At 66.9% G+C, this 20,177-nt stretch carries 19 protein-coding genes; 14 read left to right on the forward strand and 5 right to left on the reverse strand.

Annotation, left to right across the window (positions count from 1 at the left end):
• Positions 1-9: 9 nt before the first annotated feature.
• Positions 10-441, reverse strand: coding sequence for a regulatory protein RecX (locus L1088_RS10360; RefSeq protein WP_234554957.1), 432 nt, complete (start codon positions 439-441; stop codon positions 10-12).
• Positions 442-464: 23 nt separating this feature from the next.
• On the opposite strand from L1088_RS10360, the gene L1088_RS10365 reads away from it, so the two are divergent.
• From L1088_RS10365 to L1088_RS10390, 6 genes are all read left to right on the forward strand, one after another.
• A complete protein-coding gene (locus L1088_RS10365; RefSeq protein ID WP_038045994.1) occupies positions 465-1,160 on the forward strand; it encodes a metallophosphoesterase in 696 nt (231 codons plus the stop codon).
• A gap of 7 nt (positions 1,161-1,167) precedes the next feature.
• Complete coding sequence (locus tag L1088_RS10370) at positions 1,168-1,446, forward strand: Lrp/AsnC family transcriptional regulator (RefSeq protein WP_234554959.1); 279 nt, start codon at positions 1,168-1,170, stop codon at positions 1,444-1,446.
• An 11-nt stretch (positions 1,447-1,457) separates the two neighbouring features.
• Positions 1,458-2,006 carry a CPBP family intramembrane glutamic endopeptidase gene (locus tag L1088_RS10375; RefSeq protein WP_234554960.1) on the forward strand — a complete coding sequence of 183 codons (549 nt, stop codon included), beginning with the start codon at positions 1,458-1,460 and terminating at the stop codon, positions 2,004-2,006.
• Between the two features lie 122 nt (positions 2,007-2,128).
• Positions 2,129-5,329 carry a serine/threonine protein kinase gene (locus L1088_RS10380; RefSeq protein WP_234554961.1) on the forward strand — a complete coding sequence of 1,067 codons (3,201 nt, stop codon included), beginning with the start codon at positions 2,129-2,131 and terminating at the stop codon, positions 5,327-5,329.
• Positions 5,326-6,369, forward strand: coding sequence for a DUF444 family protein (locus tag L1088_RS10385; RefSeq protein ID WP_234554962.1), 1,044 nt, complete (start codon positions 5,326-5,328; stop codon positions 6,367-6,369). The genes L1088_RS10380 and L1088_RS10385 overlap by 4 nt, the downstream gene beginning before the upstream one ends.
• A gap of 3 nt (positions 6,370-6,372) precedes the next feature.
• Complete coding sequence (locus L1088_RS10390; RefSeq protein ID WP_234554963.1) at positions 6,373-7,752, forward strand: SpoVR family protein; 1,380 nt, start codon at positions 6,373-6,375, stop codon at positions 7,750-7,752.
• Here L1088_RS10390 and L1088_RS10395 read toward each other — a convergent pair.
• The 3 genes from L1088_RS10395 to pdo are packed head-to-tail and all read right to left on the reverse strand — an operon-like array spanning position 7,749 to position 9,606.
• Positions 7,749-8,540 (reverse strand): TlpA family protein disulfide reductase, encoded by a 792-nt coding sequence (locus tag L1088_RS10395; protein ID WP_234554964.1) that lies wholly within the window; start codon positions 8,538-8,540, stop codon positions 7,749-7,751. The genes L1088_RS10390 and L1088_RS10395 overlap by 4 nt on opposite strands.
• On the reverse strand, positions 8,540-8,914 hold the full coding sequence (locus L1088_RS10400) for a rhodanese-like domain-containing protein (protein WP_234554965.1): 375 nt from the start codon (positions 8,912-8,914) through the stop codon (positions 8,540-8,542). Before L1088_RS10400 ends, L1088_RS10395 begins: the two co-directional genes overlap by 1 nt.
• A 2-nt stretch (positions 8,915-8,916) precedes the next feature.
• On the reverse strand, positions 8,917-9,606 hold the full coding sequence (gene pdo / locus L1088_RS10405) for a protein disulfide oxidoreductase (RefSeq protein WP_234554966.1): 690 nt from the start codon (positions 9,604-9,606) through the stop codon (positions 8,917-8,919).
• 169 nt (positions 9,607-9,775) lie between these two features.
• On the opposite strand from pdo, the gene L1088_RS10410 reads away from it, so the two are divergent.
• The 4 genes from L1088_RS10410 to L1088_RS10425 all read left to right on the forward strand — a co-directional run bounded on the left by L1088_RS10410 (position 9,776) and on the right by L1088_RS10425 (position 13,552).
• The gene (locus L1088_RS10410; protein WP_234554967.1) at positions 9,776-11,212 is read left to right on the forward strand and encodes an MBL fold metallo-hydrolase; all 1,437 of its coding nucleotides are present in this window, start codon (positions 9,776-9,778) and stop codon (positions 11,210-11,212) included.
• 61 nt (positions 11,213-11,273) lie between these two features.
• Positions 11,274-11,933 carry a rhodanese-like domain-containing protein gene (locus L1088_RS10415; RefSeq protein WP_135343404.1) on the forward strand — a complete coding sequence of 220 codons (660 nt, stop codon included), beginning with the start codon at positions 11,274-11,276 and terminating at the stop codon, positions 11,931-11,933.
• Positions 11,930-12,691, forward strand: a complete 762-nt coding sequence (locus L1088_RS10420) for a sulfite exporter TauE/SafE family protein (protein ID WP_038041994.1) — start codon at positions 11,930-11,932, stop codon at positions 12,689-12,691. The genes L1088_RS10415 and L1088_RS10420 overlap by 4 nt, the downstream gene beginning before the upstream one ends.
• A gap of 9 nt (positions 12,692-12,700) precedes the next feature.
• On the forward strand, positions 12,701-13,552 hold the full coding sequence (locus L1088_RS10425) for a nitrilase-related carbon-nitrogen hydrolase (protein ID WP_234554968.1): 852 nt from the start codon (positions 12,701-12,703) through the stop codon (positions 13,550-13,552).
• 63 nt (positions 13,553-13,615) lie between these two features.
• On the opposite strand, the gene L1088_RS10430 is transcribed toward L1088_RS10425, so the two are convergent.
• Complete coding sequence (locus L1088_RS10430) at positions 13,616-14,530, reverse strand: peptidylprolyl isomerase (protein WP_234554970.1); 915 nt, start codon at positions 14,528-14,530, stop codon at positions 13,616-13,618.
• Between L1088_RS10430 and hemE the strand changes: the two genes are divergently transcribed.
• The 4 genes from hemE to L1088_RS10450 are packed head-to-tail and all read left to right on the forward strand — an operon-like array spanning position 14,529 to position 20,139.
• The gene (gene hemE, locus L1088_RS10435) at positions 14,529-15,569 is read left to right on the forward strand and encodes a uroporphyrinogen decarboxylase (protein WP_438948066.1); all 1,041 of its coding nucleotides are present in this window, start codon (positions 14,529-14,531) and stop codon (positions 15,567-15,569) included. The genes L1088_RS10430 and hemE overlap by 2 nt on opposite strands.
• Positions 15,566-16,519 (forward strand): ferrochelatase, encoded by a 954-nt coding sequence (gene hemH, locus L1088_RS10440; protein ID WP_234554972.1) that lies wholly within the window; start codon positions 15,566-15,568, stop codon positions 16,517-16,519. The genes hemE and hemH overlap by 4 nt, the downstream gene beginning before the upstream one ends.
• A complete protein-coding gene (gene hemG / locus L1088_RS10445) occupies positions 16,507-17,862 on the forward strand; it encodes a protoporphyrinogen oxidase (protein ID WP_234554974.1) in 1,356 nt (451 codons plus the stop codon). Before hemH ends, hemG begins: the two co-directional genes overlap by 13 nt.
• 36 nt (positions 17,863-17,898) lie before the next feature.
• Positions 17,899-20,139: a diguanylate cyclase domain-containing protein gene (locus tag L1088_RS10450; protein WP_234554975.1), complete on the forward strand. Its 2,241-nt coding sequence runs from the start codon at positions 17,899-17,901 to the stop codon at positions 20,137-20,139.
• Positions 20,140-20,177: the final 38 nt, after the last annotated feature.

The raw sequence follows: 20,177 nt of genomic DNA on the forward strand, positions 1-20,177 counted from the left end.
GGGCTCTTTTTACCCGCTTTCCTCCTCCTTGACAAGGCGGTAGGCCTCGAGGGCCACGGGAAGGGGAAAGCCCCGCCCCTGGAGAAAGCGCACCGCCTTGGCCTTGTCGTCACGGCGCGGGTAGCGCCGCAAGACCCGCAGGGCGGCCTCCAAAACCCCCTCCTCCGCCTCCCTCAGGACCTCCGCCACCACCGCCTCCGGCACCCCCTGGGCCCGAAGCAGATGGCTGAGCTTGAGGGGACCGTACCGCTTCCTTCCCGCCACAAAGGTCTCGGCAAAGGCCCGGTCGTCCAGGTAGCCCAGCGCCTCCAGGCGGTCCAAGACCTCCTCCACCTCCCCTTCGGAGAAGCGGGCGAGGAGTTTTTCCCGAAGGCGCACCCGGGACAAGGCCCTTCGGGCCAGAAGCCGCACGGCGTAAGCCAGGGCCTGGGACTTCTCCACCCCTTTAGGGTACGCTATGGCCCATGCGGGTCTTCGCCATCGCCGACCCTCACCTCTCCCGCGTCCACCCCAAGCCCATGACCATTTTCGGGCCCACCTGGAAGGGGCACCCCGAGGCCTTCTTTCACGGCTGGCGCCAGGTGGTGGGGCCGGAGGATCTGGTGGTGGTCCCCGGGGACATCTCCTGGGCCATGCGCCTCCCTGAGGCCCTGCCCGACCTTTTAGACCTGGCGGCCCTACCGGGGAAGAAGGTGCTACTCAAGGGCAACCACGACTACTGGTGGCCCTCCATCAGCCGCCTTAGGGCCGTGCTCCCCTCGGGCATGTACGCCCTGCAGAACGATGCCGTGGTGGTGGAAGGGGTGGCGGTGGCCGGAACCCGGGGGTGGCAGTACCCGCCTCCCACCCTCGAGGACGAGCGGATTTTCGCCCGGGAGGTGGAGCGGTTCAAGCTCTCCTTACAGGACCTTAAGGGAAGGGCTTACCGCCACCTGGTGGTGGCCTTCCATTTTCCCCCCTTCGGCCCCAGCGGGGAGGCCACGCCCCTCCTGGAGCTGGCCGCCGAAGCGGGCCCCGAGGCCATCGTTTACGGGCACCTGCACGGGGCAGATCCGGAGCGGCTCCCCAAGGAGTACCAGGGCATCCCCCTCCACCTGGTGGCCGCGGACGCCCTGGGCTTCCGCCCCAAGCTCCTTCTGGAAAGCCCCGCCCCCTTATGATGGGGGGGTGATCACCGCCTTTGTCCTGATCCGCGCCCGCGGGGACCGCATCGCCGCCTTGGGCGAGGCCATCGCCGAGCTACCCCAGGTGGCCGAGGTGTACTCCGTCACCGGGCCCTTCGACCTGGTGGCCCTTTTGCGCCTTAAGGACCTCGAGGAGCTGGACGAAGCCGTCACCCAGGGGATCCTGGCCCTGGAGGGGGTGGAGCGCACGGAAACCCTCCTCGCCTTTCGCGCTTACCCCAAGAAGCTCCTGGACCAGGGCTTCGCCCTGGGTGGGGAGTAGGCCTGAAGGCCTTGGTCCCCCCGCCCCTGGGCTGGCTCCTGGCCCTCCAAGGAGGGCTACTCCTCCTTGGGACCTCGGGCATGCTCCTCTTGGGCCTTCCCTTCGGCCAGGCGAGCCCCAGGGAACTCCTTTATGCCCTGGGTCTCATCCTGGCCTTGGCCGCTTTGGAGGAAGCCTTCCGGCATCTCTTCCCCGCCTCCTTTCGGGAGGCGGAAAGCCTCCATCGGGCCTTAGGAGAAGCCCTGCGCCGGGCGGGGGTAGGACCCGCAACCCTCCTTTTCCTCGCCCTCCTTTCGGGGGTGGCGGAGGAGGTTTTCTTCCGCGGGCTTCTGCAAAGCCTCCTCGTGGCCTGGCTGGGGCCCTCGGGGCTCTTCCTCCAGGCCCTGGTCTTCGCCCTCCTTCACCCCGCCCCCAGGCGGGCCTTCGCCTACCCGGTTTACACCGGTATCGCCGGGCTCCTTTTCGGGCTCACCTACTTTCTCAGCGGAAGCCTCCTCCCAGGCGTCCTGGCCCACTTCATCCACAACGCCCGGGGGTTCTACGAGATCTCAAGAACCTAGACAAGGCTAGCGCAAAACCCCTTCCCTGGCTAGAGCCGGGGCCACATTCTCCGCCCAGAACCTGCTACAATAAAGGCAAAGCTATCACAACCCGTCCCTGCCCGGTATGAAGGAGGGCGTCCATGAACGAACTGGAACGCATCCGGCGCAGCCAAGACCTCGAGGCCTACCGGGCCTTAAGCTGGGAGGGCTCCTTCGCCGAATACCTCAGCCTCCTCAAGCGGGACCCTAGGCCCCTTAGGACCAGCTTCCAGCGGGTCCACGACATGATCCTCTCCCACGGGATAGAGGAGCGCACCCTCTTCCGGGAGAAGCTGCTGCACTACCGCTTCTTCGAGGACCCCCTGGAGGGGGGCAAGGACGCCATCTTCGGCCTGGACAAGCCCCTCATGCGCCTGGTGGCCACCTTAAAAGCTGCCGCCCACCGCCTGGGGCCGGAGCGGCGCATCCTCCTCCTCCACGGCCCCGTGGGCTCGGCCAAGAGCACCATCGCCCGGCTCCTCAAGAAGGGCCTCGAGGCCTACAGCCGCACGGAGGAAGGGAAGCTTTTCACCTTCTACTGGAAAACCCCGGAGGGCCCCCTCTCCTGCCCCATGCACGAAGAACCCCTCCTCCTCCTGCCCAAGGAGCTGCGTGAGGAGTTCCTGGCGGAGCTCAAGGCCCTCCACCCGGAATACCCCTACCCCCTCGAGGTGGAAGGGGACCTCTGCCCGGTGTGCCGCTTCCAGATGCGGGAGGCCCTGGCCCGCCATGGGGGGGACCTGGCGGCCGTCTTGGAGAACGAGGTGGTGGTGAAGCGCCTGGTCCTCTCGGAAAAGGACCGGATCGGCATCGGCACCTTCCAGCCCAAGGACGAGAAGAACCAGGACTCCACCGAGCTCACCGGGGACATCAACTACCGCAAGGTGGCCATCTACGGCTCCGATTCCGACCCCCGGGCCTTCAACTTCGATGGGGAGCTCAACGTGGCCAACCGCGGCCTGGTGGAGTTCATCGAGATCCTCAAGCTGGACGTGGCCTTCCTCTACGACCTCCTCACCGCCAGCCAGGAGCACAAGATCAAGTCCAAGAAGTTCGCCCAGACGGACATCGACGAGATCATCCTGGGGCATAGCGTCTCCGGAAACACACCAATCCTGTACCGCTACCGGGGCATCCCCGGCTGGACGACCGTCCAAGGCCTTTGGGAAAGGTTCGGCCACGACCCCCGGGGACTCGAAGTGCTCGCGCACGACTTCTCCTCGGGTCAGACGCGCTGGACCCCGGTACGCTCGATCTTCCGGCACCGGTTTACAGGTGAGATGCTCACCACTTCCCAAAAGTGGGGCGTGGTGGAAACGACCCCCAACCACTCCCTCTACGACCGCAACGGGCGGACGTTTTACCCGGAGGAGCGGCGCGAGATCGCAGCGGTGCGCCGAATCGACGCGGACCTCGTCCTGCAGGACGAAAAGGCGCTTTTGGACGTCGTGGAAGGTGTTGATGGCTTCATCCGCGAAGACATTCACGCCCTGGTAGGCAGCGGACCCCTGACACGCCCTGCCCGTCCCGGGTGGGCAAGGCTTGCCCTTCCACGGCACGCAACAGAAATCCGAGCGGTTTACCATCCAGTTCGGGACGAGAACGCCCTCAAAGACCTCCTCACCGTTCTCATCTGGTACGCCACCGAGGGCCACTTGAACGGCAAAAACGGCGGCGTCGTGATTAGCCATGCGGACCGGAACGAGTTGGAACGGGTCCGCAGGGCTTACGCTCGCATCACCACCGCACATGGCTACATCGATGCCGGCGCCAAAACCGATTCGGCATGGCGACTCTACCTTGGTTCGCAGGCTATCGCCGTGCTTGCGCGCCACCACTGCGGCGAACACGCCGCCTCGAAAAAGCTCCCAGACTTCCTCTTCCGGCTGCCAAGGCCGCTTCTCGAACACGCCTTTGACGAACTGATGCGCACCGACGGTTCCCGTAAGCTCTCCGCAGAGCTCGACCGGACCGCATCGGCCGATTACCGTTCCCGCTTCTTTGAGTTCAAGACCATCTCGCCCATGCTGGCCGCCCAGGTCGGCACCTTGGCGACATTACTTGGTTACGACTATAGTGTCTACCGACAGGAGCGACCCGGTCGGCTTCCGGCCTACCGGATCCGGTTCGTTTCAGGGGATGGAAAGCGAGGGGGCCGCCACCGCCGCTTCCAGGCCCGAGTGCACTCCCGAAAGGCATTTGCGGAGTGGGTCTACGACATCGAATGCGAGGGCCTCCACAACTTTGTCTGCGGCGTCGGAAACGTTGTCTGCCACAACACCAACGAGCCCGAGTACCGCAAGCTCCAAGCCAACGAGTACATGGAGGCCCTTCGCGACCGCACCATCAAGATCGACGTCCCCTACATCCTGCGGGTCTCCGACGAGGTGAAGATCTATAAGCGGGACTTCAGCAAGGTGCGGGCCAAGCACATCGCCCCCCACACCCTGGAGATGGCCGCCACCTGGGCCGTCCTCACCCGGCTGGAGCCTCCCAAACGGGCGGGGCTCACCCTCATGCAGAAGCTCAAGCTCTACGACGGCAAGCTCCTTCCCGGCTGGACGGAGGAGGCGGTGCGGGAGCTCATGGCCGAGGCCAAGCGGGAGGGCCTGGAGGGAATCAGCCCCCGCTACATCCAGGACAAGATCTCCAACGTCCTGGTCACTTCGGAGGAGCCCTGCATCAACCCCTTCATGGTGATGAACGAGCTGGAGGAGGGCCTGAAGCACCACTCCCTCATCTCCGACGAGAAGACCCGGGAGCGCTACAAGGCCCTTCTGCAGGAGGTGAAGGCCGAGTACGCGGAGATCGTGAAGAACGAGGTGCAAAGGGCCATCGCCGCGGACGAGGAGGCCCTAAACCGCCTCTTCCACAACTACATCGATCACGTGAAGGCCTACGTCCTGGGGGAGAAGGTGAAAAACCCCTACACCGGTGCCCCCGAGCCCCCCAACGAGCGCCTCATGCGCTCCATCGAGGAGCGCATCGAGATCCCCGAGTCCCGCAAGGACGACTTCCGCCGGGAGATCATGAACTACATCGGCGCCTTAGCCTTGGAGGGAAGGCCGTTCACCTACAAAGACAACGAAAGGCTCCGCCGGGCCCTGGAGTTGAAGCTGTTCGATGACCAGAAGGACACCATCCGGCTTTCCGCCTTGGTCTCGGGGGTGGTGGACCCGGAGACCCAGGCCAAGATCGACGTGGTCAAGGCCCGCCTCATCCGCGACCACGGCTACTGCGAGCACTGCGCCAGCGGGGTTTTGGAGTTCGCCGCCTCCATCTTCGCCCGGGGTGAGCGATGAGGCCCATCGAGCGCGACCTCCTGCGCTTTAAGGAGATCGTGCGCGGGGAGGTGAAGAAAAAGGCCCAGGAGTTTTTAACCCGGGAGGAGCTCTTCGGCCAGGTGGAAGGCCGCCTGGTCTCCATCCCCTTGCCCCAGCTGGAACTCCCCAAGATCGTCTACGGGGAGCCTCTGGGGGAAGGCCTGGGCCTTGGGGGCCCGGGGACGGAGGGCCTGGGCCCCGCGGGCCACGTGCCCTTGGCCGAGCTGGAGCTGGAGGAGTTCTTGGACCTCATGGGGGAGGCCCTGAGGCTTCCCCGGCTCCGGCCCAAGGGAGAAGGGGAGGTGACGGAGGAGGCCTTCCGCTACACCACCATCGCCCGGAAAGGCCCCAGGGGCCTGCGCCACGTGCGCCGCACCCTCAAGGAAAGCCTGAAGCGGGCCCTCATCACCGGGGAGTACCGTCCAGAAGAGCCCCTTTTGGTCCCTGAGCGGGAGGACCTCCGCTACAAGGCCCCGAGGAGCAAGCCCCGCCCCCACGCCCAGGCGGTGGTCCTCTTCGCCCTGGACGTCTCCGGGAGCATGCGGGAGGAGGAGCTCAGGCTGGTGAAGACCCTCTCCTTCTGGATCACCCTCTGGATTAAGCGCCACTTCCCCCGGCTGGAAAGGCGCTACCTCCTCCACGACGCCGAGGCCTGGGAGGTGAGCGAGGAGGAGTTCTTCCGGGCCCGGGAAGGCGGGGGGACGAGGCTTTCCAGCGCCCTCCTCCTGGCGGAGGAGATCCTAAAGGGCTACCCCGAGGCCTTCTACAACCGCTACCTCTACCACTTCTCCGATGGGGAGAACTGGCAGGGGGACACCCCCTTGGCCCTCGAGGCCCTAAGGCGCCTCCTCCCCACCCTGGCCCTCTACGGCTACGCCCAGGTGCAGGGGCCTTACGGCCAGGGGCGGTTTCTGGAGGACCTGAAGGAGGCCCTGGTAAAGGAAGAGGGGCTGGCCGCCACGGAGGTGCGGGACAGGGAGGACCTGCCCTTGGCCCTAAGGCGGCTTCTGGGAGGCTAAGGGATGCGCAAGGAGCTGAGGCAGTGGGCCGAGATCCTGCGGGAAAGGGCCTTGGCGGCAGGGCTTTCCTTCCCCCCCGTGCTCTTTGAGGAGGTGGGCCCCGAGGAGATGGCCATGCTGGCCGCCTACGGGGGCTTTCCCCGCCGCTACCCCCATTGGCGCTGGGGGAGCGAGTACCTGCGCCACCGGGAAACCTACCGCTATGGTCTTGGGCGCATCTACGAGCTGGTGGTGAACACCCACCCCGTCCGGGCCTACCTCCTCAAGGGCAACACCCTCCTCGCCCAGAAGCTGGTCATGGCCCACGTCTTTGCCCACGCCGACTCCTTCCAGAACAACCTGGCCTTTAAGCCCATCCCCAAGGACATGCACGAGGAAATGGCGCACCATGCGGCCTTTGTGGAAAAGGCCATGGAGCGGCACGGGGCGAGGAGCGTGGAGGAGTTTTTGGACCTGGCTCTCTCCCTAGAAAACCTCATCGATCCCCACGCCCCTTACATCCGGCGGCCGGAGAAGGAGGGACCGGAGGAGGCCGAACCCCCCAAGCGCCTGCGGGTGCGCCCCTACCTGGACCCCTACGTGAACCCCCCGCCCGAGCCCCCCAAGGAAGCCGAGGAGGGGGGGCGCCCCGAACCCCTCCCCCCTAGGCCCACCCGGGACATCCTGGGCTTCCTGGCCCGGTATGCCCCTTTAGCCCCCTGGCAGAAGGGCATCCTGGAGATCATCCGAGAGGAAAGCCTGTACTATGTGCCGCAAGCGGCCACCAAGATCCTCAACGAGGGCTGGGCCACCTACTGGCACACCCGCCTCCTCCTCCCCCTTCTCTCCCCAGAGGAAGCCCTGGAGTTCGCCGAGCTCCAGGCCGGTCTCCTCGCCCCGCACGGCTTCAACCCTTACCGCCTGGGCTACCTGCTCCTCAAGGAGGTGGAGGAGCGCTGGGATAAGGGGCGGTTCGGCCCGGAGTACGAGGCCCTGCCCATAGGGGAGCGGCTCACCTACGAGAGGCCCACCGGCCTGGGGCTCAAGCAGCTTTTCCAGGTGCGCACCGTCCACACGGACCTGAGCTTCCTGGATACCTTCCTGACCCCCGAGTTCGCCCTCCGGCAAAGGCTCCTCAACCCCGAGGACCTGCCCCGCTTCGCCGAGGCCAAGAAGGCCCTCCTCTTCCGTCTCACCAACGGGGGCTACCCCATCGTGGAGCTGGTGGACGCTAACTACGGGAACCGGGGCGAACTCCTCCTGGAACACGCCTACGAGGGCGTGGAGTTGGACCTGAAAAAGACCCAGGCGGTGCTGGAAAACCTGCACCGCCTTTGGGGCCGACCCGTTCACCTCAAGACATCGGCGGGGGGAAAGGAAACCCTTCTTTCCGCAGGAAGTTAGCGCAACGCCCTGAGGTAGCCCTCGAGGAGCGCCTGGGACAGCTCCCCCAGATGCCGTGCCACCAGACGACCCTCGCTGTCGAAGAAAAAGGTGGTGGGCAGCCCCTGCACCCCCAGGGCTTGCGAGAGCCGGGTTTCCGGATCCAACAGCACCCACTCGGGGGTTAGCCGTTGCTCCTCCAAAAAAGCCTTCACCACCGCAGGGCCCTCCCCCTGGCTCACGAAGGCAAAGCGGACCTGCTTATACTCTTGGCTCAGGCGCACCATCATGGGCAGCTCCCGGCGGCAGGGGGGGCACCAGGTGGCCCAGGTGTTGAGTACCAGAGGCTTGCCCCGGAAGTCCTGAAGGTTCACGGCGGTCCCCCCCAAGGAGGCAAGCCCCAGCTCGGGCAACCGGACCTCCTGCCCGCCGGTACCCCGGGTGAAGAGCACCCCCGCCACCAAGCCCGTCGCCAAAGCCACCACTAGGGCGTAGCGCCAGAGTTGCTTGGGCACTGCCATCAGCGTATACCCTCCTCCTGCCAAGATACCCCAGACCGGATCGAAGCCTCCCTGCCAGACGTAGAAGACGGAAAGGGGGTCGCGCGCGAAGGCAGGCAGGTTCTCCAGGACAAACCCCAGCCGGGCTCCCACCAGGCCCAGGAAAACGGCGTTGTAGGCCCAGGAGGAAAACCTCCGGTCCACCCGACGGGCCAAGACCTCCGCCACCCCCACCAGGACCAAAAGGACCAAGGCCACCTGGACTCTCGTCCAGGGGATAGCCAAGGGCCCTACCTGCACCGCGTCCATCAGCGGACCAACGAATACCCTGCCCGCTCAATGGCCAGCACCCCGCCCTCCACGTTGTAGAGGTTGGTGTAGCCCTTTTTCTTCAGGTACTCCGCCGCCTGGCGGCTTCGGTTGCCGCTCCGGCAGTAGAGGTACACCGGCTTGTCCTTGGGCACCTGATCCGCCCAAGAAGTAATGGCCTCCACCGGGAGGTTGATGGCCCCGGGCACGTGCCCAGCAGCAAACTCCTGCGGGGTGCGCACGTCCACCACCACCGCCCCGGACTCCAGGGCCCGGTAGAGCTCCTCTGGGCCCACGTTCTGGTAGCTGCCCTTGGGCCCGCAGGCGGCGAGGAGGACGAGGGGCAGGAGGGCGAGAAGGGCGCGCCGGGTCATGGCTAGGCCTGGACGCCCACGGCCTTGCGGATGGCCTGGAGGAACTGGGAGAGGGGCTGAGCCCCCAAGATTCGCTCCTTGCCGTGGTTCACAATGGTGTCGGGCACCCCGTGGATGTGGTAGCGGTTGGAAAGCTCGGGGAACTCGTTGGCCTCGATCATCTCGCCCCAGACCTTGGGAGAGGCGTAGGCCATGCGGTGAGAGGTGCGGACCGCCTGCGGGCAGTAAGGGCAGGTGGGGGTCACGAAGACCTGGAGCACCACCTCCTCGGGAAGGTTGTTGAGCTCCTGGACCACGTTTTCCGGAAGCCCGTGCCCGTCCCGACCCAGCATCTCGATGTCCTCCAGGAGGCTCGCGAACTCGTAGCCCGCCGGGATACCCCGGTACCGCAGGTTGATGGCCTGAGAGCCCTTTTCCCGCAGGATGAGGGTGGGTGCGGCCTCCACCTTGTACGCCTTGGCCTTCTCCTGTCCCTCCGGGGTGGCCAGGTCGTAAACCACCAGGTGAAGCTTGTCGGAAAGGGCAGAAACCTCCTCCAGAAGCTGCTTGGTTTCCTTGCAGTACAGGCAGGGTTCCTTACCCGGAGCCACCAGCGTGGAGGTGTCGGTGAAGAGCACCAGCTCCACGTCCCGCACCAAGCTAGAAAGCCTCTCGCGCACGATTTCTTGCTCCTTCGGTCCCAGTAACGCCATGTTTTCCTCCTGGATACCCCCGTAGGGGTACATCCTATAACAACTATAGCAGAAGCTTGCTACAGAGCATAGAGCTTAATCTCACGATATCGCCGCCCGTTGACAGGTTTACCCCCATGGGGTATTTTGGGGACCGAGGGGACAAACGTCCCATTTAGGAGGTGAAGCTATGGTCTTCCGGCAAATTTACGAAGAGGGTCTGGCTCAGATGAGCTACCTCCTGGGCTGCGCCGCCACCGGGGAGGCCCTGGTGGTGGACCCCAAGCGGGACGTGGACACCTACCTGGAGCTGGCCGAGTCCTTGGGCCTCAGGATCACCGCTATCGCCGAAACCCACATCCATGCGGACTACCTTTCCGGCGCCCGGGAGCTGGCCCGGGCCACCGGGGCCACGTTGTACCTCTCCGACGAGGGGGACGAGAACTGGAAGTACAGGGGCCTGGAAGGCTTCACCCACGTCCTCCTCAAGGACGGGGACGAGTTTAGGGTGGGGAACATCCGGGTGAAGGCGGTCCACACCCCCGGCCACACCCCCGAACACCTCTCCTTCCTGGTGGCCGACGGGGCCGTGACCGAAGAGCCCCTCCTCTTCCTCACGGGCGACTTCGTCTTCGTGGGGGATATCGGCCGCCCCGACCTCCTGGAGGAAGCTGCCGGCATCAAGGGCACGGCGGTGCCGGGGGCCAGGCGCATGTTCCAAAGCCTCAAGGAGAAGTTCCTCACCCTTCCTGACCACGTGCAGGTCTGGCCGGGGCACGGGGCGGGAAGCGCCTGCGGTAAGGCTCTGGGAGCCCTCCCCGCCACCACCGTAGGCTACGAGCGCCGCCACGCCTGGTGGGCGGAATACTTGGAAAGGGACGACGAAGAAGGGTTCGTGCGGGCCCTCCTCCAGGGCCAGCCCGAGGCCCCCACCTACTTCAAGGAGATGAAGCGGCTGAACCGGGACGGGATGCCCATCCTGGGAGGCATCCCCCACCCGGGCCGTCTCACCAAGGCCCAGTTTGACCGGTACCTGCGGGAGGGGGCCATCCTGGTGGACACCCGGGACAAGTTCGCCTTCGCCGGTGGGCACATCCGGGGGGCCATCAACATCCCCGCGGGCAAGAACTTCTCCACCTGGGCCGGGTGGCTTCTGCCCTATGACCGCCCCCTCATCCTCCTGGCCCACCCCTCCGAGGTGGAGGCCCTGACCCGGGCCTTGATCCGCATCGGCCTGGATGAGGTGGTGGGGTACATCCCAGGCCTGCAGGGATATGCCGACGGGGAGCTGGAAACCGTACCCCAGATCACGGCCCGGGAGGCGTACGCCCTTTGGCAGAGGGGCGAGGCGGTGATCCTGGACGTGCGGGGCCGGGACGAGTACTTGGCCGGGCACATCCCCGGGGCCCTGAACATCCATGCCGGCCGCGTCCTCGCCCACCTGGATAAGCTCCCCAAGGAGAGGCCCCTCATCGTCCACTGCGTGGGCGGGGACCGCTCCAGCACCGCCATCAGCGCCCTCTTGGCCCACGGCTTCAGAAACGCCCTGAACCTCACCGGGGGAATTAGGGCCTGGCAGGAGGCCGGCTTCCCGGTGGAGAAGGGCGAGGAGCTGGTAAACGCCTGAGCGTAGTGCGGGGGGAACTGGGGCAAAACCCCAGTTCCCCAAACACCCCAAGGAGGGAAACATGTACGAAGCCGAGGTCAAGGACCTGAGCCCAGAGGAAGCCAAGAAGCTCTACGACCAGGGCGTGGCGTTCATCGATGTGCGCGAGGTGGAGGAGTACGCCCAGGCCCGGATCCCCGGGGCAGGCCTAGTGCCCCTTTCCGAGTTCGTGGCCCGCTACGGGGAAATCCCCAAGGACCGCCCGGTGGTCCTCTACTGCCGCACGGGGAACCGCTCCTGGCAGGCGGCCGCCTGGCTCACCGCCCAGGGCTACGCCAACGTGTACAACCTCGAGGGGGGCATCGTCCGCTGGTACCGCTCCGGCCTCCCCGTGGACACCAGCCCAGTGGAAGTGGGCTACACCGCCACCCCGTACCAGGAGGTGGGCCCCCACGAGGCGGAAAAGCTTCTGCAGGAAGCCTTGGTGGTGGACGTGCGTGAGCCCTGGGAGTACGCGGAAGGGCATGTGCCGGGAGCGGTGAACATCCCCCTCTCCTCCTTGCCCCATAGGCTCTCCGAACTACCCAAAGACCGACCCCTTCTTTTGGTCTGCAACTCCGGCAACCGCTCGGGAGTGGCCGCAGACTTCCTGGTGAACCAGGGCTTCCCCGGGGAGAAGGTGTACAACCTGGAGGGGGGCACTTACGCCTGGATGGCGGCGGGGTTCCCGGTGGAGCGATGAGTCTGGCCCTGCTCGGAGCCCTACTCATCGGGCTTTCCCTGGGGCTTTTGGGCTCGGGGGGGTCCATCCTCACCGTACCCGTGCTGGTGTACCTGCTGGGGGAAGCCCCCAAGCAGGCCATCGCGGAAAGCCTCCTCATCGTGGGGGGCATCGCCCTCTTTGGGGCCCTCCCCTACGCCCTACGGGGCCTGGTGGACTGGCGGAACGTCCTCTTCTTCGGCCTGCCGGGCATGGCGGGCACCTACCTGGGGGCCTGGCTTTCCCGCTTCGTCTCCGGGGAGGTGCAGCTTTTGGCCTTTGCCTCGGTGATGCTCCTAGCGGCCTACTTCATGGCCCGGCCCGCCCCCCTCCGCCCTGAAGGCCAGGGGAAGCGCAAGGCCTGGAAGATCGTGTTGGACGGGGTTGCCGTGGGTGCCCTCACGGGCTTCGTGGGGGTGGGTGGGGGGTTTTTGATCGTACCCGCCCTGGTCCTCCTCGGGGGGCTTCCCATGCACCTGGCCATCGGGACCAGCCTCCTCATCATCGCCCTCAAGTCCTTCGCCGGCTTCTACAAGTACCTGCACCTCCTGCCAGAGCTGGGCTTGGCCGTGAACTACACGGTGGCCCTCCTCTTCGTGGGGGTGGGGACCCTGGGGAGCTTCCTGGGGGGGAGGCTTGCGGTACGCCTGCCCCAGGAGGGGTTGAAGCGGAGCTTCGCCCTTTTCCTGGTGGCCATGGGGGTCTTCATCGTGGCCCAGAACCTCGCCCAGGGGCATTAGACTGGAAAGGTGCCCTTCCGCACCTTCTTGGCCGTCCAGGCGGAGGTAAGGCCGGAGTTTTACCGCACGGAGGAGGCTTTCCGGGAGCGGGTCTTCGCCCTCCTTAGGCCCCTCGAGGGCACCCCCTCTCCCCGCCTCGCCGCCTTCCCCGAGCTCTTCGGGCTTCCCCTCCTCCTCCACCTGGAAGGGGACTTCCACCCCCGAGAGCTTCTGCGAAGCCCCCTCGCCCCCTGGCGGCGGGCCCGGCGGGCCTACGGGGTCTTCCGGGAGGTCATGGCGGAAGCCGCCAGGGCCTTCGGCACCTACCTCCTGGCGGGCACCCTCCTCTCCCCCCCTTACGAGGAGGAGCTGGCCCGGGGGCGGTTCGCCCGCACCCCCTTTTTCCAGAACCTGGCCCTCTTCTTCAACCCCCAAGGCCGCCTCCTGGCCCAGGTGCCCAAGATGGAGCTCACCCCGCCCGAAAGCTGGCTGCGGCGGGGCATCTTCGGCCCCCACCTGGTGGCGACCCAGGCGGGGAAGATGGGCATCCTCATCTGCCTGGACGGGTTCTTTGAGCGCCACCTGGCCCGGCTGGACGCCTTGGGGGCTGAGGTCCTCCTGCAGCCCTCCGCCAACCCCGCCGCCTGGGACCGCCCCTGGCCCTGGGACCGGAGGCTCAAGGAGGGGGAGGTCTGGCTGGCCTCCGCCCAAGAAAGGCTCAAAGGGCGGGAACACCTCCGGCTACTCCTCAACCCCATGCTGAACGGGCGCATCCTGGGCCTCGCCTTCGAGGGGCAAAGCGGGATCTACGGGCCCGGGGAAGCCCTCCTCCTGGCGCAGACCCCTGTGGGGGACGAGGCCCTGCTCCTCACCCTGCCCTAAAAGGACCCCCGCCTAAGGGTTGCCCCAGCCATGGAAGCCGAGGCGGCTTGCGCCACGATGGGGCTAAAGGCGCTCGGGGAAGAGGCGGATGGGGTAGGGCCGGATGAGGGCCTTGGCTAGCTTCTCCCAGGCCAGGTCCTTCACCTGGCCCTCGAGGCCCTCCCGCACCTCCTCCAGGGAGTAGCGGCCCGCGGGCTTCACCCCCTCCAGCAGGATGAGGTGGAAGCCGAACTCCGTGCCCACGGGGGGCGACACCTCCCCCGGCTTCAGGGAGAGGAGGGCCTTTTCAAAGGCGGGGATGTAGGTGCCCTGGGGCTCGCACCCCAGGTCTCCCCCCGCCTCCCTGGAGCCCGGGTCCTGGGAAAGGGCCTTGGCCACCTCGGCAAAGGCCTCCCCCTTCTCCAGGCGGGCCAGGGCCTCCTTGGCCGCCTCCAGGGTGGGCAGAAGGATGTGCCGGGCGCAGTAGAGGGTGGGGTGGCGGTACTCGGGGGAAAGAAGCCAAAGGGCCTTCAGGGCCGCGGGGGAGACGCTGAGCCTGGCGCGGTAGTGGGCCTCGAGGGCCTCCAGGGCCATGGCCTCGGCAAGCAGGGTGCGGTAGGTGGCCAGGTCCTCCACCCCCGCCTCCTTCAAGGCGGCCAGCAGGGCCTCCTCCGAGGGGAAGGCTTCCTTGAGCTGCCACACCTTGGCCTCCACCGCCTCCTCCTTGGGCCAGAAGCCTTGGGCCCGGGCCACCCGGAGGAGGGCCTTTTCCTCCGCCAGGGCCTGGAGGTAAGGGGCACGGTAAGGCTCCAGAAACTCCCGGGTGTCCTCCGTGTCGGGGAGGCCCAGCTGGCGCAGGGCGCTCCTGGCGAAAAGGCCGAAGCGGAGATCGAACTGGCTCTTGGTGAGGGCCTCGGGGCCCACCTGGGCCACCACCGGGTCCTCCTGGGCCAGGGCCAGGCTCAAGGCCAAGGCTAGGGCGAAAAAGATGGCGCGCATGCCCCATGCTAGCATGGGGGACGTGAACGACCTCATCCTCCGGGCGGCCCGGGGCGAACCCACCCCCCGCCCTCCCGTCTGGTTCATGCGCCAGGCGGGCCGCTACCAGAAGGAGTACCAGGAGATAAGGAAGCGCTACACCCTCCCCGAGATCGTGCAGAACCCCGAGGTCTGCGCCCAGGTGACCCTCCTCCCCGTGCGCCAGCTGGGGGTGGACGCGGCCATCCTCTTCGCCGACATCACCACCCCCCTGTACGGCATGGGGGTGGACCTCTCCCTGGTGGAGGGCAAGGGCCCCGTCACCCACCACCCCATCCGGGACGCCAAGGGGGTGGAGGCCCTAAGGCCCCTGGTGCCGGAGGAGGCGGTGCCCTTCGTGCTGGAGGCCATCCGCCTCCTGAAGCGGGAGCTTGCGGTGCCCCTCATCGGCTTCGCCGGGGCCCCCTTCACCCTGGCCAGCTACCTCATCGAAGGAGGGCCGAGCCGCCACTTCCTGGAGGTGAAGGCCTTCATGTACCGGGAGGAGGCCCTCTGGCACCAGCTTTTGGAGAAGCTCACCCTGGCCATGGCCCGCTACCTGCGGGCCCAGGCGGAGGCGGGGGCCGACCTCCTCCAGGTCTTTGACTCCTGGGTGGGGGCCCTAAGCCCAGCCGACTACCGCCGCTACGTGAAGCCCCATATGGCCAGGCTCTTCCAGGAGCTCAAGCCCCTTGGGGTACCCGTCATCCACTTCGGCGTGGGCACCATGGGCCTCCTCAAGGACATGGCGGAGGCCGGGGGGGATGTGATCGGCCTGGACCACCACACCCCCCTCCCTTGGGCCCGGGAGGCGCTGGGGGCTACCCCGGTCCAGGGCAACCTGGACCCCGCCCTCCTCTTCGCCCCCAAGGAGGTGATCCGGCGGGAGGTGCGGCGGATCCTGGAGGAAAACGCTGGTAAGCCGGGGCACATCTTCAACCTAGGCCACGGCATCCTGCCCAAGACCCCGGTGGAGAACGTGCGGTACGTGGTAGAACTGCTGAAGGAGGAAGCGGCATGAACTTGCTTCTCATGGCCTACGGCACCCCCTACACCCCGGAGGAGATCGAGCCCTACTACACGGACATCCGCCGGGGAAAAAGGCCCCCGGAAGAGCTCCTCCACGAGCTCACCGAGCGCTACGCCGCCATCGGCAAAAGCCCCTTGAACGAGATCACCCTGGCCCAGGCCATCAGGCTCCAGGCGCTCTTGAACCTCGAGGCCCCCGCCTACCCCAAGCGCCTCCTGGGCCCCTTCGGCCCCCGCACCCCCCAGGGCCCAGCCAGGGTCTACGTGGGCACCAAGCACTGGCACCCCTCCATTGGGGAGGCCATTGCGGCCATGCACGAGGATGGGGTGAGGCGGGCGGTGGCCATTGTGGCCGCCCCCCATTACTCCTTAAGGAGCGTGGCCGAGTACAAGGAAAAGGTGGAAGCCGCCCTAAAGGCCCTACCCGAGCCCATCGAGATGGTCTGGGTGGAAAGCTACGAGGCCCATCCCGGCCTCATCGCCGCCTACGCCCGCAGGCTGGAGGAGGCCATCTGGCGGTTGCGGGACCCCAAGCGGGCGGCCTACGTCTTCACCGCCCACTCCATCCCTGTCTCGGCGGTGGAACGAGGCGACCCCTACCCACGCCAAGTGGAGAGGACGGCGGAGCTCATCGCTAAGAGGCTCTCCCTCCCCCGCTTTAGCGTGGCCTACCAGTCGGCGGGAAGGACCCCTGAGCCCTGGCTGGGCCCCGACATCAACGAGCACCTCCGGGCCTTGAAGGAGGAAGGCCACGAGGAGGTGGTGGTCCAGGCGGTGGGCTTCCCCGCCGACCACCTGGAGGTGTTTTTCGATCTGGACCTCGAGGCCCAGGCCACCGCCCAGGAGGTGGGACTAAGGCTCATCCGAGCCCGGAGCCTCAACGCCGACTTGGACTACATCCACGTCCTGAAGGACCTTGTGGAGGCGGCGTGGCTCAGGTAGTTGTGGTGGGCGGGGGCTGGGCGGGGCTCTCCGCCGCCCTTGCCCTGAAGGACGCTGGGGTGGATTTCCTCCTCCTGGAAGGGAGCCCCAGGCTCGGGGGGAAGGTGCGCACCCACCGCCAGGAGGGCTTTTTGGTGGAGGGAGGCCCCGACGCCAGCGTGCGCTACAAGAAGGAGGTGCTGGAGCTAGGGGAGCGCTTCGGCCTCGAGCCCATCGGCACCCTTCCCGCCAAACCCGCCGCCTACATCCTGCGCCGGGGCAAGGCCCACCCCCTTCCGGAAGGGCTTTTGCAGATCGTGCCCGGCGACCTTAAGGGCCTTGCCCGCACCCCTCTCCTCTCCCTTTCCGGCAAGCTCCGCGCCCTCTACGACCTCCTCCTGCCCCGCGGCGGCAAGGAGGACGAAAGCCTAAGGGAGTTCGCGGAAAGGCGGCTTGGCCTCGAGGTCTTCAACGCCCTGGTGGCCCCCTTGGCGGGGGGCATCTACGGGGGGGAGCCCGAGGAGCTTTCTATGCGGGCGGCTTTTCCCCAGCTCCTGGAGCTGGAGCGGAAACACCGGAGCCTCCTCCTGGGGGCCATGCGGGCCAGAAGGGCCCGGGGGAGCCGCGAGGGGGGAAGCCTTTTCTTCTCCTTCCAAGAGGGCCTTTCCGCCCTCACCCGCAAGCTGGCCGAGGAGGTGAGGGAAAAGGCGCTTCTCGCCACCCCGGTCCTGGGCCTGGAGGCCCTGAAGGGCGGTTACCGCCTCCACACCCCAAGAGGCGTCCTGGAGGCCGAGGCGGTGGTTCTGGCCACCCCCGCCCCCCAGGCGGCGGCCCTCCTCAGGCCCTTCCTTCCCGAGGCCACGGCCCTCCTCAAGGGCATCCCCCACACCCCCGCGGCCACGGTGAGCCTGGCCTTCGCCGAGGAGCTACCCGTGGCGGGGCATGGGCTCCTCATCGCCAAAGGGGAAGGGTACCGCGCCCGGGGCTTCACCTGGACCCACCAGAAGTGGCCAGGCAGGGCCCCAGAGGGCTGGTCCCTGGTGCGGGCGTACTTCTCCGGGGAGCCCGCCCGGCTTTCCGAGGCCGAGCTGGCCCGGGTGGCCCTGGAGGAGCTTCGCCGCTTCCTGGGGAAGGAAGTCCGGCCCGAGCGCACCTGGGTCTTCCGCTTCCCCGAGGGCATGCCCGCCTACCGGGTGGGGCATGTGGAGCGCATCGAGCGGCTGGAGATGGCCCTCCTCAAGGCCCCTGGGCTCTTCCTGGCGGGGAACTACCTCCAAGGGGTGGGCCTCCCCGAGGTGGTGCGCTCGGGGCAGAGGGCGGCGGAGAAGGCCCAGGGCTACCTGGCCCTCGCCCCCACCCCCTAGGCAAAGGGGTGGAGTACCCCTTAGGATGAACCAAACATGCCCCTGCCCTATCCCCTGATTGCCCTGGGTTCTATCCTTCTAGGCCTTTTGGCAGGGGGACTGGGTTACAGCGACCCCTACATCCTCCCCTGGTTCATGATCTTCACCGCCGCCACCGCCAGCATGTACGGGTTCCCTTGGGGGTTGTTGGCGGCTTTCCTTTCCACCGGGCTTCTCCTCCTCTTTCCCGGCTTTAGCCTCATGGCGTTAGCCCTCCTCCTCCTTTCCGCCTGGCTGGCCCACGGGATCGGGGAAAGCCTCCGGCGGGCTCACCGCCGGGCCAAGGCGCTGGCCCGAAGCCAAAGGCTCCTGGCCGAGGCCCTCGAGGCCCTTCCGCAGGCCCCAGACCGGGAAACCCTCCTCCGAACCCTTCCCGAACGCCTAGCGGCCTTAGGGGAAGGGGGGCACGTGGGGGTCTGGGTGCCCACCACCCAAGGCTTCCGCCTCCTGGAAAGCACCCCTCCCCTTTCCCTTAAGGAGGTGCCCGCCAGCGGGGTGATGGGCCGGGCCTTCCGGGAAGGGCGCCCCGTGTATGTGCCCGACGTGGGCCAGGAGCCCGGCTACATCCCGGCCCCGGGCCTGAAGACCCTGGCAGAGCTGGCCCTGCCCCTCGAGGAAAGGGGCGAGGTGGTGGCCGTGCTCAACCTGGAGAGGAACCGGCCCTTCCCCCCCGAGGAGGTGGAGGGGCTTTTCCGCTTCGCCCAGGCGGTGAGCCTGCAGCTCTCCCGCCTGGCCGACCTGGAGGAGCGCAGGCTCATCGCTGAACTCTCGGAACGCCTGCAAAGCGCTGCTACCCTGGAGGAGGCGGGGGCCAAGGCCTTGGCCCTTCTCCTCGGCTCCTTGGGGCTACCCTCGGGCACCCTTTGGGAGGCGCGGGGTGGGCGGATGGAAGCCTTGGCCTACCAGGGGGTGGAGGAGCCCTCCCTCCTCCAGGTGCTGAAGGAGGGCCTGCCCTACGGCGTGGGCCTGGCCTGGCAGGTGTACGAGACCCAAAGCCCGGTATTCACGGCCCGCTACGCCGAGGAACGCCGGGTGGTGCCCGCCCTTAAGGCCATGGGCTGGCGCACCTTCGCCGCTTTGCCCGTGCTCTCCCCAGGCGCGCCCCGGAGCCGAAGGGTGCTGGTCCTGGGGCAGAAAGAGGAGCGGCTTTGGCGCAAGGCGGAGGTGGAGCTTCTCCTCCTTTTTAGCCGCACCCTGGGCCTTGGCTTGGAGCGGCTTACGGAAAAGCACCGCCACCAGGCGGTGAACGGGCTCTTCCTTAACCTCCTGCAAAGGCCCCCTGACGACCTCTACCAGCCCCTTTTGGAAGAAGCCATCCGCCAGGTGCCCGGGGCGGAAGCGGGAAGCCTCTTGGTGCTGGAGGAAGACGCCTACCGCTTCAAGGCCGCGGTGGGCTATGATCTGGAAGGGCTACAAGCCATTCGCTTCACCCCCGAGGCCATGCTCCTTTGGTACGGTCACCCGCTGGAAAGGGCGCTCCTTGGAGAGCCCCGTACCATGAGCGTGGAAGAACGCCCTATCGTAGAGATCAGCCATCAGACAGCTCCGGAAGAGGTCATTGACCAAGCAGGCCGGGCCCGGGAGATCCAGGCCAACCTGTGCCTGCCCATCCCTTACAAAGGTGAGGTCCTGGCCTACCTCAACCTGGACAACCTGCACGACCCAGGGGCCTTCGGGGAAGACTCCCTGGAGGCCGCCCGCTTCTTCGCCGCCCCCCTCGCCACCTTGCTCCACGAGGCGCGCACCCGCCACCTCCTGGAGGAAGCCGCCCTCACCGACCCCCTAACGGGGCTGGCCAACCGCCGGGCCTTTGACCGCTTTTTCCAAGAGGAGCTAAAGCGGGCCGAGCGCTACGGCTACCCGCTTTCCCTGGCGGTCTTGGACCTAAAGGGCTTTAAGCAGGTGAACGACCGCCTGGGCCACGCGGTGGGCGACCTAGCCTTGATCCAGGTGGCCAAAGCCCTTGGAAGGGAACGGCGCAATGGGGACCGCCTTTTCCGCTGGGGCGGGGACGAGTTCGCCGCCCTTTTTCCCCACACCCCCAAACAGGGGGCCATTGCCGCCGCCTTCCGCTACGCCCAGGCCATCCAGGATCTCTGCTTTGAAGGGCTCTGCCTGGGGGTGAACATCGGGGTGGCCACCTACCCAGAAGATGGAACTGACCCAGACGCCCTCCTCTCCGCCGCCGATACCCGCATGTACGAGGCCAAGGCGCGGGGACAGGTGGTGGCCGCTTGAACCCTTGCCAGAAAGGGGTATACTGGAGCGGGCCTAGC

Origin of the sequence: Thermus caliditerrae, from assembly GCF_021462525.1 — a bacterium.
GTDB lineage: Bacteria > Deinococcota > Deinococci > Deinococcales > Thermaceae > Thermus > Thermus caliditerrae.

Bases quoted from the DNA above. Each gene is read 5' to 3' on its own strand.
- L1088_RS10380 (WP_234554961.1), top strand. From the start codon at position 2,129: ATGAACGAACTGGAACGCATCCGGCGCAGCCAAGACCTCGAGGCCTAC.
- L1088_RS10400 (WP_234554965.1), bottom strand. From the start codon at position 8,914: ATGACCCGGCGCGCCCTTCTCGCCCTCCTGCCCCTCGTCCTCCTCGCC.
- pdo (WP_234554966.1), bottom strand. From the start codon at position 9,606: ATGGCGTTACTGGGACCGAAGGAGCAAGAAATCGTGCGCGAGAGGCTT.
- L1088_RS10385 (WP_234554962.1), top strand. From the start codon at position 5,326: ATGAGGCCCATCGAGCGCGACCTCCTGCGCTTTAAGGAGATCGTGCGC.
- L1088_RS10415 (WP_135343404.1), top strand. From the start codon at position 11,274: ATGTACGAAGCCGAGGTCAAGGACCTGAGCCCAGAGGAAGCCAAGAAG.
- L1088_RS10430 (WP_234554970.1), bottom strand. From the start codon at position 14,530: ATGCGCGCCATCTTTTTCGCCCTAGCCTTGGCCTTGAGCCTGGCCCTG.
- hemE (WP_438948066.1), top strand. From the start codon at position 14,529: ATGCCCCATGCTAGCATGGGGGACGTGAACGACCTCATCCTCCGGGCG.
- hemH (WP_234554972.1), top strand. From the start codon at position 15,566: ATGAACTTGCTTCTCATGGCCTACGGCACCCCCTACACCCCGGAGGAG.
- L1088_RS10390 (WP_234554963.1), top strand. From the start codon at position 6,373: ATGCGCAAGGAGCTGAGGCAGTGGGCCGAGATCCTGCGGGAAAGGGCC.
- L1088_RS10450 (WP_234554975.1), top strand. From the start codon at position 17,899: ATGCCCCTGCCCTATCCCCTGATTGCCCTGGGTTCTATCCTTCTAGGC.
- L1088_RS10420 (WP_038041994.1), top strand. From the start codon at position 11,930: ATGAGTCTGGCCCTGCTCGGAGCCCTACTCATCGGGCTTTCCCTGGGG.
- L1088_RS10365 (WP_038045994.1), top strand. From the start codon at position 465: ATGCGGGTCTTCGCCATCGCCGACCCTCACCTCTCCCGCGTCCACCCC.
- L1088_RS10395 (WP_234554964.1), bottom strand. From the start codon at position 8,540: ATGGACGCGGTGCAGGTAGGGCCCTTGGCTATCCCCTGGACGAGAGTC.
- L1088_RS10410 (WP_234554967.1), top strand. From the start codon at position 9,776: ATGGTCTTCCGGCAAATTTACGAAGAGGGTCTGGCTCAGATGAGCTAC.